This window comes from Okeania sp. SIO2F4, assembly GCF_010672385.1.
GTDB lineage: Bacteria > Cyanobacteriota > Cyanobacteriia > Cyanobacteriales > Microcoleaceae > Trichodesmium.
In genome coordinates this window covers 1-10,576 of record NZ_JAAHGT010000275.1, presented here as the reverse complement: position 1 = coordinate 10,576, position 10,576 = coordinate 1, and the positions used below count along the sequence as shown (strand labels likewise).

Below are 10,576 nucleotides of genomic sequence, written 5' to 3'. Positions count from 1 at the left end.
ACCACTTACCTACTGATTTTTATCGAGTAATTGCCGAATACGCGATCGCTCCTTATCGCCTGGGTCTGACGGCAACTCCTAATCGTTCCGATGGTCGTCATTCTGACCTAGATTATTTAATCGGACCTACTGTTTTCAGCAAAACTCCTGAAGAGTTAGCAGGTGCCGCTTTAGCTGACCATAAAATCGTGCAAATAATGGTCAAACTTTCGCAACAGGAACGGGAAGAATATAACAAATTAATGACAATCAGAAATGACTTTTTAAAACAGGCAAATATTAAATTAGGTGGAGTAAATGGTTGGAAAAATTTTGTTATATCGAGCGCTCGTTCTACTGCTGGTCGTCGAGCAATGTTAGCTCATCGTCAAGCTAAAGAAATTGCTCTTGGTACTGATGGAAAATTGCGAACTTTAGGTAATTTGCTTGCTCAACATTTCCCAGAACGTACTTTAATTTTTACAGCAGATAATGCGACAGTTTATCGAATTTCCCATGACTTTTTAATTCCGGCAATTACTCATCAAACTCCAGTCAAAGAACGCCATGAAGTTTTAAGTAAATTTAGGACTGGAGAATATAAAACTCTTGTCGCTTCTCATGTTTTAAATGAAGGTGTTGATGTGCCAGATGCGAGAGTAGCAATTATTTTGTCTGGTACGGGTAGCGAACGAGAATATATTCAAAGATTGGGTCGAGTTTTGCGTCGAGGTAGCGATAAAAATAAGTTAGCAATTTTGTATGAAGTTGTTACGGAAAATACGACAGAAGAGCAGACCTCTCGTAGACGTAGAGGTGGAATTAGGCGACACAAATCTCCTAAATATAAAGATAAAAAACAGGAAAAATCAGAAGTTCAGCAGTTAGAAATTGTCAAGCCAGAACCTAATTATGGAATCAATAATCCGGCTGCTCAACGTGCTGCTGAACCAGGAGCAAAATATGGAAATGAAAAACAAAACGATACCAAAGAATCTGTTAAATCCCAAGAGCAAGAGCAGGAAAAAACAAAAATTGAGCCATTAAAAAATATTCAGCCTGAACCGATTTATGAAATTAATAATCCGGCTGCTCAACGTGCAGCAGAATCAGGGGTAAAATATGGAAATGAGAAACAAAATGATGAAAATAATCCTGAAAATGTATCAGAAATAAAAACGGATGAAAAATTGTCAGAAAATTCTGATGATGACATTGATCTAGAAGATTTTTTCTAAAAATAATCTTTTATGCAACAAAGCCGTTTCATTAATGGATAATGGATAATGGATAATGGATAATTACCTCTGGTTGAAACCGAGAGGATTGAATACAAGGAAATACTGTTTCTTTTTTTCCCCTTGAAAGGGGAGGCAGAGTAAGCTGAATTATTTAATTAATAATTATTAATTATTAATAATTCGGTAAAATTATAAATTTTCTGCTCTTTCTAACAAAGTTTGACTCAGAGCTAAATCTTCCATAAGTTTTAATTTGCGTTTTTCTTGTTCAGCTATAAGTAATTTCTGTTCTTTTTTCTGATTCTGAATATCAAGACTATGACCAATAGCTACCGGGACACTACCAATCAAAAAATTGATTGGTAAACTGCCAAAGTTTCCATGTTTAATTAAACCAGCAATACTACTAATCATTATAAAGCTAAACCAACCAAGAGAAATAATATGTTTTCTTGGACGAAATTTTGATGTAGAATTATCAGACATACTTTCCCACTCCAAATATTAAATAAAAATTATCTAGGTTCTTTTAGTTAGATCCTTAATCTCATCAGGAAATTCCGGAAAATAGTAGCGATCGCCTCCAAAAAAATTTCATATCGTGTCCAGTTAAGCTATTTACACAGCACTTAGAGATTGTTTGTAAACGAAATAGGGAACAGGGAATAGGGAATAAGGAGTAAGAAATCAAGACAACTATTTGTCACTTAAAAATTTAGGAATATATGTACCTTTCCACCTCTGGTATCTACCAGATTTAAATTCCTTGAACTATTACCGCTTTTAGATTTTAGTCACTCTAAGCTCTCTTAATACTTATTTGACAAACAGTCTCTTATACGATTTATCACACATTCTTGCTACATTTCCTTGAGAGTAGGTCGGAGGTCGGAGGGACGTTGCATGCAACGTCCGTACAGAGTAGGGTTCAAAGAGATAAGATATTTTGAAGTTTGCCGATAATCTTTACAAACATTACTGAAGCATTATTATTACTTAATAACTGAAGTTCCATCGGAAGTATAGCATTATTTTTGGGAATTGGTATTACATAGCCCAGCGATCGCTCTCAAATTTAATATGCAAAATATTTAAACATAAAAATATATCACTAATATCAACAGAAACAAGTTATTTTTAATTTGTTTTAATTTTTCGATCAAAAAATATTGATTTAACCAAAATTTATCCTTTTCATATTCTTCTTTTAAAACAATTATGGGAGCATATATTCCATACAGATTTTTCTGAGTAATTAGTTTTTCAAATCCCACAAAACCTGATTTTTGTAATCTTAAATAGAGTGTAAAGATGGCATTTACAACAAACCAACCTGCTCAAATGACAGGTCTTAATGGCTATAAAGTTAAACCTGTTATTACCATCGTTGAAACTATTCCTGGAGCTTCAGGAAATTATACTCCTCCGGGAATTCTTGATGGTATCGGAGCTTTTGAACTTGAGGAAGATACAGTTCGTGTTTTGGTTAACCACGAATTAAGAAGCGGTGCTGGTTATGCCTATGCTTTGGCAAATGGCACTGAACTCACGGGAGCTAGAGTCAGCTATTTTGATATAGATAAGGAGACCCTAGAAGTAGTTGATGCAGGTCTTGCTTATGACACTATTATCAATCGCAATGGTGAAGTAGTAGATGAGATATCTGACCTGGAATTTGGAGGATTAAATCGTTTATGTTCTTCTCACTATATAGAAGCTAATCAATTTGAAAGTGGCTCAGGAATTGTCGATGAAATTTACTTTACTGGAGAGGAAACTTTTGGCGGAACTGAGTTTGCTTTGGATGTTGCCACTAACACCCTTCATGCTGTTCCTTGGTTAGGAAGAGCTGCTTGGGAAAATATAACTCAGGTAGATACTGGAGATGCTGAGGAAGTAGGTATATTAGTAGGAGATGACCGTGAAGCAGCTCCTCTACTTCTTTATGTAGGAGAAAAAGATACAACTGAAGGAGCAGATTTTCTAGAACGTAACGGTCTAGCTGATGGTAGTCTCTATGTCTGGGTTCCTGATGCAGAATTAGGTGATACTCCAGATAGCGTAGTAGATAATGAGGGGAACCCAGAAGACCCAGATACTAATCCAGATCCGGCGGGGTTTAATGGAACAGGAAATAGCGAGTCAGGAAAATTTGTAGAGATTGACTACTATCGTAGCGACTTAGCAGGGACTGCAGAAGATACAGATGGCGATGGCAGTATTCAAGATGAACTAGGTTATGATGAAATGGGATTTGCTACCCAAACTCAACAAGATTTACTTGCCGAAGAAGCGGGTGCTTTCCAATTTTCTCGTCCTGAAGATGTAGCGACAAACCCTGCTGATGGTACGGAAGCGGTGCTAGCTTCTACGGGTCGGAGTGGTCGTTTTCCTGATGATGTTTGGGGAATAACTTATAGTGTTGACTTAGAATTTGGTGATTCAGACATCACTGCTGACCTAACAATTCTCTATGATGGAGATGATGCAGGAGATGGACAGTTTGCACATCCTGATTTTGGATTGCGTAGTCCAGATAACTTAGATTGGGCAGATGATGGTTACATTTACATCAATGAAGACCGATCTACTGGAGAATTTGGAGATACATCTGGAGAGGAAGCATCTATCTGGAAGTTAGATCCAACAACTGGAGAACTGATCCGTGTTGCTCAAATGGATCGTTCAGCAGTACCAGGAGAACCTATTCCTCAAACTGATGGAGACCCTGATGATATAGGTGACTGGGAATCTTCAGGAATTTTAGATGTTTCAAGTTTGTTCGATCGAGAACCTGGTGACTTATTTTTGTTTGATGTTCAAGCGCACAGTCTCAGGGATGGAGTCATAGCAGAAGAAAATTTGGTACAAGGAGGACAGTTAGCTTTTCTTCAAGAGATCCCCGAACGAAGAAGTGAAGCAGTACCATTTACTCATGCTCATAATGATTACGAACATGATTTCCCTCTATTTGATGCTCTCAGCTATGGGTTTATCAGTGTAGAATCAGATATTTGGCTCTATCCTGACGATAACGAAAATCTACGAGTTGCTCACGATCCTGTACTAGACCCGACAACCCTCCCAACTTTAGAAGAACTCTACCTCGATCCTCTACAAGACTTGAAAGAAGAGTTCGATAATGGTGGTGTTTATGCAGATGGTACACCTCTAACACTCCTGATTGACATTAAGAGTGAGGGACTTTCTACCTATCAAAGACTCCATGAAGTTTTAACAGAGTATCAAGCAGAATCTCCCGGATTATTTACCACCTATACTCAAGATGAGATGGGTAACTACACTGTTACTCCGGGTGCTGTTACTCCAATTATCTCAGGCGATCGCCCCCGTGAATTTATGGAAAGCCAAGAGGTGCGTTACGCTGGGTATGATGGACGTAAAAGTGACATTGGTACTGATGCCGATCCAGGTTTTATGCCTCTAATTAGCGATAACTGGAATAATTTCTTCAGTGGAGATTTAGCTTGGGATGGCACTGGTACTATTCCTGAAGACACTGAAGCGGAATTAAATCGCATTGTCTCTGAAGTTCAGGGAGAAGATAAAATATTCCGTTTCTGGAATTTGCCTCAAGATGCTCCCAGTGTTTGGGGTCCTCTATTTGAAGCAGAGATTGATTTAATCAATACTGACGATTTGGCTGGACTTTCTACCTTTATCCAGTCTCAACTCGAAAATGGAGTTGAACCCATTGACCGCATTCTTGATGCTTGGGAAGATGCTACCATTGATTACGCAATAGTAGTTGCTCATCGTGGTGGTTATTATGAAAATGGTGTAACGACTTTACCAGAAAATTCTTTAGCGACTATTGAACAAGCTATTGATGCAGGCATTGAAATGGTTGAGCTTGATGTCTGGAAAACTGTAGATGGTGAATATGTGATTATTCACGACCAGACAGTAGACCGGACAACAAATGGTTCAGGTCGTGTTGATGAGCTAACCCTTGATGAGCTTAAAGAATTAAATCTGATTATTGAAGACACAGGCGAAGTCACATCAGAAAAAATTCCTACTCTTGAAGAAGCTTTTGCAGCAGTTGACGGTGAAATCATGTTCAACGTTGACATCAAACTTCCAGTGCAGGAATTGGTTAACGTAATGAATATTGCTCGTGACATGGGTGTTGACGAACAAATTGTCATTAAGAACCCAGTTAACAATGAAGAGCAATTTGCAGCAGTGCAAGAAACTCTCAGTCAGTTACCTTTCCCTGTAGAATTCATGCCTATTATCGACGATAACTTAGTATCAAATTCTGAGTTTATCGTTAAAGTATTTGAAGAATTTCAACCCAATGCAGCAGAAATGCTGGTTCGTCCTCAAGGTGACAGCCAAGAATTGACTGAAGATGGCGGTTTTCTGTTCTCTGAAGAAGTTCAAGCAATTGCTGAAGAATATGATGTTCGTCTCTGGATAAATACTCTGTTTGCTAATCCTGAAATTAGTGATAATGGTTTCATTAACGGTTTCCGAAATGATGTTCTTGCCTTAACTGAACCAGATGAAGTTTTTGGTTTTTGGGTAGATGCGGGAGCAAGTATTCTCCAAACTGATGAACCATTATTAGCTGTTGACTACCTCAATGATAATGGAGAGCGTTCATTAGAGATAGAAGGAAGCGATGACGACGATCGGTTAGTGGGTCTTCAAGGCAACGATCTAATTGCTGGTTTGCTTGGCAATGATGAAATTTATGGTTTTGGTGGAGACGATGTTCTCCGAGGTGACGCGAATAGTCGCTCTACTGGTACTTCTGAAGATGGAAATGACACCATCTGGGGTGGTACAGGTGATGACCGCATTGGCGGTAAAGGTGGCGACGATCGGCTTTACGGTGATGAAGGTGAGGATAGCATCTGGGGTGATGATGGTGATGACCTCATCCGAGGTGGTTTAGGCGACGACCTTCTCACTGGAGATAACTTCTCTGGTGGTCAAGGTTCTGATACATTTATTTTAGCTGTTGGTGAAGGAACAGACACAATTACTGATTTTGAAGTTGGAACTGACTTCATTGGTTTGGCTGATGGTCTAATGTTTGCAGACTTGAGCTTTACTGGAAATAGTATTATCTCAGATGAGGAGACACTCGCCGTAATCAATGGTATTGATACTACCACTTTAACTGAGAGTGACTTTCTCTCCCTCTAACACTTTGAGTGCTTCTGACCTCACTCTGGCTTGAAGTAGCACTCAGCACTCAGCTAGCCTCCTGGGTCGTAACTGCGAAATTCAGCATATTGCTATTGCAAGGCTACCGCCTTTCATCTTGCGTAGCACGCGCAGCTTCTCTGGTGTCTATAATTATGAATGTGGAGTGGGTTAGCCCACTCCCACCCTGTTTACAATAGACATCTCCAGAAAAGACAGAGCAGGGAGCAGGGAGCAGGGAGAAAGAATCAATAATTTCTGTACGATAATTGATTTTACTTTTTATTATTGGAGACATCTAATTAGTTATATTTAATATTAGTTAAGTTAATTAGACATTATTGCTGCAAATTTTCTACATCTCATCAATAGCTCTGAAGTTTGTGGCTTATTTTTGATTTTTTAACATCCGCTTAACTGCCCTTTAACCTACAACTTGTATCCTGAATCTCTGTAGAATAAATCTTTCAAAAAGACTTTTGACAATGGCAAACGGAAATAGTGTCATCTTCATTCACCCTGATGGAGCCAGTCCATCTCATTTCGCTGCTGGACGCTTTGTACAAGAAGGTCCTGATGGTCGCCTCAACTGGGATAACATGACGAATGCTGGGGTTTACCTGGGTCACATGGCAGACCGCTTAGTGGGAACCTCTAATGCTGGAGCTGTTACTCATGCGACTGGGGTCAAGGTATTTGCCGGGTCTTACGGCTTGGATGAAGAAGGGAATCCGGTTGAATCTCTCTCTGCCCTTAGCCCCGAACTCGGTGGCCCAGATTTAGGGGTTGAACCCGGAATGACGATTATGGAAGAAGCCATTGAAGCCGGAAAAGCAACTGCAATTATTAACTCTGGCTTGATTGCGGAGCCCGGAACTGGAGTCTTTTTAGCCGACGTTGAGAACCGTCGCGAAACAGAAGAAATCACCGCACAGATTATTGAGTCTGGGGCTAATGTCATCCTGGGTGCTGGGGAAACTGACTATTTACCTATGGGAACAATTGGTTTCTTTGGCGAAGAAGGAACCCGTGAAGATGGTCGCAACTTAATTGAAGAAGCTGAAGCAATGGGCTACACCGTTGTCTTTACCCAAGAAGAATTATTGAACGTTTCTCCTGATACGGAGAAACTGTTAGGAATCTTTGCTGCCGAAGATACCTACAACGACACCACCGAAGAAGCGAACCAAGCCGCAGGTTTAGACAATTACGGTCAATTCTTCCCCGATGGTACTCCGACAAATCCTCCCACAATTGGACAGATGTTGGATATTACTCTCAGCCTTGACTTGTTCTCTCCTGAAAATGAAGAGGGTTTCTTCATCGTGATGGAGGAAGAAGCCACTGACAACTTTACCAATAACAACAACGGTCGTGGTTTAGTAGAAGCAGTACTGCGGGCGGATGAAGCGATTGGCATTGCCCAAGACTACGTTGATAACGTTAATCCTAATACTCTGATTATTACCGCTGCTGATAGTGATGCAGGCGGTTTAGAGGTGGATGATGTTTCCGGAGAAACGGTTGGAACTGTTCGGGTTAACCCAACCTTAGCTGACCGTTCCGATGCAGTTCAAAATCCCCTCGATGGAGCCGAAGGTCGTGGGACTGAACCCTTTATTTCAGCGCCTGATGCCAATGGTAATGAATATCCCTTCGGTATTGCTTATGTGGGAACGCCCGATGTCGCTGGAAGTATCGTTTCCAAAACCTATGGTTTGAATGCGGAACTGTTGCCTTCCACGGTAGACAATACAGACATCTACCGCATCATGTACCAAACTCTATTTGATGTAGAGTTGCCCTCTTTCGTTCCGGCTGAATCTCCTCAACCCGCCCCAGAAGCAACAGAAGATACTGGAAACGTCATCTTTATTCACCCTGACGGAGCGAGTCCTTCCCATTACGCCGCTGCTCGATTTGTAGCCGAAGGGCCTGATGGTCGGTTGAACTGGGATATGATGTCCAACGCTGGAGTTTACCTGGGTCACATGGAAGACCGCTTAGTTGGAACCTCTAATGCTGGGGCTGTTACTCATGCGACGGGAACCAAAACCTTTGCCGGGTCTTATGGGTTTGATGAAAACGGTGTTCCTGTCATTCCGCTTTCCGGTCAACAGGGAAATACGATTATGGAAGAAGCCATTGCAGATGGAAAAGTCACTGCAGTTATTAACTCTGGCTTTATTGCCGAACCTGGAACCGGAGTATTTTTGGCAGACGTACAAAGTCGTCGCGAAACCGAAGAAATCACCGCTGAAGTTATTGAGTCTGGTGTCAATGTTATCCTCGGTGCTGGGGAAACTGATTATTTACCTGTCGGAACCATTGGTTTCTTTGGCGAAGAAGGAACCCGTGAAGATGGTCGCAACTTAATTGAAGAAGCCGAAGCAATGGGTTACACCGTTGTCTTTACCCAAGAAGAATTATTGAACGTTCCGGCTGATACGGAGAAACTTTTAGGAATCTTTGGGGCGGAAGATACCTACAACGACACCACCGAAGAAGCTAACCAAGCCGCAGGTTTAGACAATTACGGTCAGTTCTTCCCCGATGGTACTCCCACTAATCCTCCTAGTGTTGCTCAAATGTTAGAAGTAACATTAGGACTGGATGTGTTCACTGAGAACCAATTCATGATCGTGTTGGAAGAAGAAGGTGCCGACAACTTCCCCAACAATAATAACGCTCGTGGTGCAGTTGATGCAACACTTCGGGCGGACGAGGCGATTGGAATAGCAATTGATTTTATTGAGAACATCGATCCCAATACATTGTTAATTACGGCAGCGGATAGTGATGCTAGTGGTTTAGAAGTAGATGATGTTTCTCCGGATCAACCCGTTGGCAGTTTAGGTGTAAATCCCACTTTAGCAGATCGTTCTGATGCTGTTCGCAATCCCCTCGATGGTACAGAAGGCTTGGGAACTGACCCGTTTGTATCTGCCCCAGATTTAGATGGAGATCAATTTAGCTTTGGGATTGCCTTTACCGGAACCTCTGACTATGCAGGTAGTATTGTTTCTAAGGCGCATGGTCTTAATGCCGACTTGTTACCCAGTACAGTTGATAATACAGAGATATACGAGATTATGTATCGCACCCTATTTGGGGATGTGTTACCGAAATTAATTGACGGCACTCCAGAAAATGAAGTGTTGGTAGGTGAAGCTGAAGATAATCTGATTCGGGCAGATATTGGTGACGATATCGTCGCTGGTGGTGCAGGCAATGATTTCATCTACGGTGAAGAAGGAGATGATATTCTCCGGGGTGACGACAATAGCCGTTCTCCAGGTGGTACTGAAGGTGGTGATGACACTATCATCGGTGGTACAGGTGATGACCGCATTGCTGGTAAAGGCGGTAACGACGAACTTTATGGAGATGAAGGTAACGATAGCATCTGGGGTGATGATGGCGATGACTTAATCCGAGGTGGTTTGGGTGACGATCGCCTCACTGGAGATGATTTCTCTGGTGGTCAAGGTTCTGATACCTTTATCTTAGCTGTTGGTGAAGGAACTGATACTATTGTTGACTTTGAAGTTGGAACTGACTTCATCGGTTTAGCTGAGGGTCTAACTTTTGCTGACTTGAGCTTTACTGGAAGTAGTATTATTTCAGGAGAGGAGACACTCGCTATTCTTAATGGTATTGATACTACTGCTTTAACTGAGAGTGACTTTACTTCCGTATAACTTTCAAATACTGCTTCTACAATCAATTCTTAAGGGTCAGTATTTTTAGGAATAAAGTTAATATTCTTTTCAAGTTTAATGAGTAAAAATTTAGGTAATATCTCCTCAATATTTACTGATTAACTTACCCTACATAAATTTCGGATAAATATTTGAGAAAAATATCTATCCGATCTTTTTTCATTTCAGCTCTCCGAAATAGAGGGTACACTCGCTCTCCTCAACGGGATTGATACTACTACTTTGACAGAGGCAGACTTTACCGAATAATTAATAATTAATAGTTGATAATTAATAATTAAGAGTTGATAGTCAATAATTAATTATTAATTCAACAATTAAGGTTTAAAGCCTCCCCTTTCAAGGGAATAAATCAAAAAAAATTCCTTTTAGCCAATCCCCTTCTTTCAAGAAGGGGTAATTATTAATTATTAATTGTTTCAGCTGTCGCCGACATGAACATTGTTAATTGCT

General features: G+C 40.7%; 4 protein-coding genes. 3 read left to right on the top strand and 1 reads right to left on the bottom strand.

The window, feature by feature from the left end:
• Positions 1-1,217: helicase-related protein (locus F6K22_RS18170; RefSeq protein ID WP_293100688.1), on the top strand; the 1,217-nt coding region annotated here is incomplete at its 5' end.
• 192 nt (positions 1,218-1,409) lie between these two features.
• Here F6K22_RS18170 and F6K22_RS18165 read toward each other — a convergent pair.
• Positions 1,410-1,706, bottom strand: coding sequence for a hypothetical protein (locus tag F6K22_RS18165; RefSeq protein WP_293100685.1), 297 nt, complete (start codon positions 1,704-1,706; stop codon positions 1,410-1,412).
• A gap of 825 nt (positions 1,707-2,531) precedes the next feature.
• Between F6K22_RS18165 and F6K22_RS18160 the strand changes: the two genes are divergently transcribed.
• Positions 2,532-6,401 (top strand): glycerophosphodiester phosphodiesterase family protein, encoded by a 3,870-nt coding sequence (locus F6K22_RS18160; protein ID WP_293100682.1) that lies wholly within the window; start codon positions 2,532-2,534, stop codon positions 6,399-6,401.
• Between the two features lie 485 nt (positions 6,402-6,886).
• Positions 6,887-10,102, top strand: a complete 3,216-nt coding sequence (locus F6K22_RS18155) for an alkaline phosphatase (protein WP_293100679.1) — start codon at positions 6,887-6,889, stop codon at positions 10,100-10,102.
• Positions 10,103-10,576: the final 474 nt, after the last annotated feature.

What these genes read in the sequence shown, in the direction of transcription:
- F6K22_RS18160 (WP_293100682.1), top strand. Translation starts at nt 2,532, where the DNA reads ATGGCATTTACAACAAACCAACCTGCTCAAATGACAGGTCTTAATGGC.
- F6K22_RS18155 (WP_293100679.1), top strand. Translation starts at nt 6,887, where the DNA reads ATGGCAAACGGAAATAGTGTCATCTTCATTCACCCTGATGGAGCCAGT.
- F6K22_RS18165 (WP_293100685.1), bottom strand. Translation starts at nt 1,706, where the DNA reads ATGTCTGATAATTCTACATCAAAATTTCGTCCAAGAAAACATATTATT.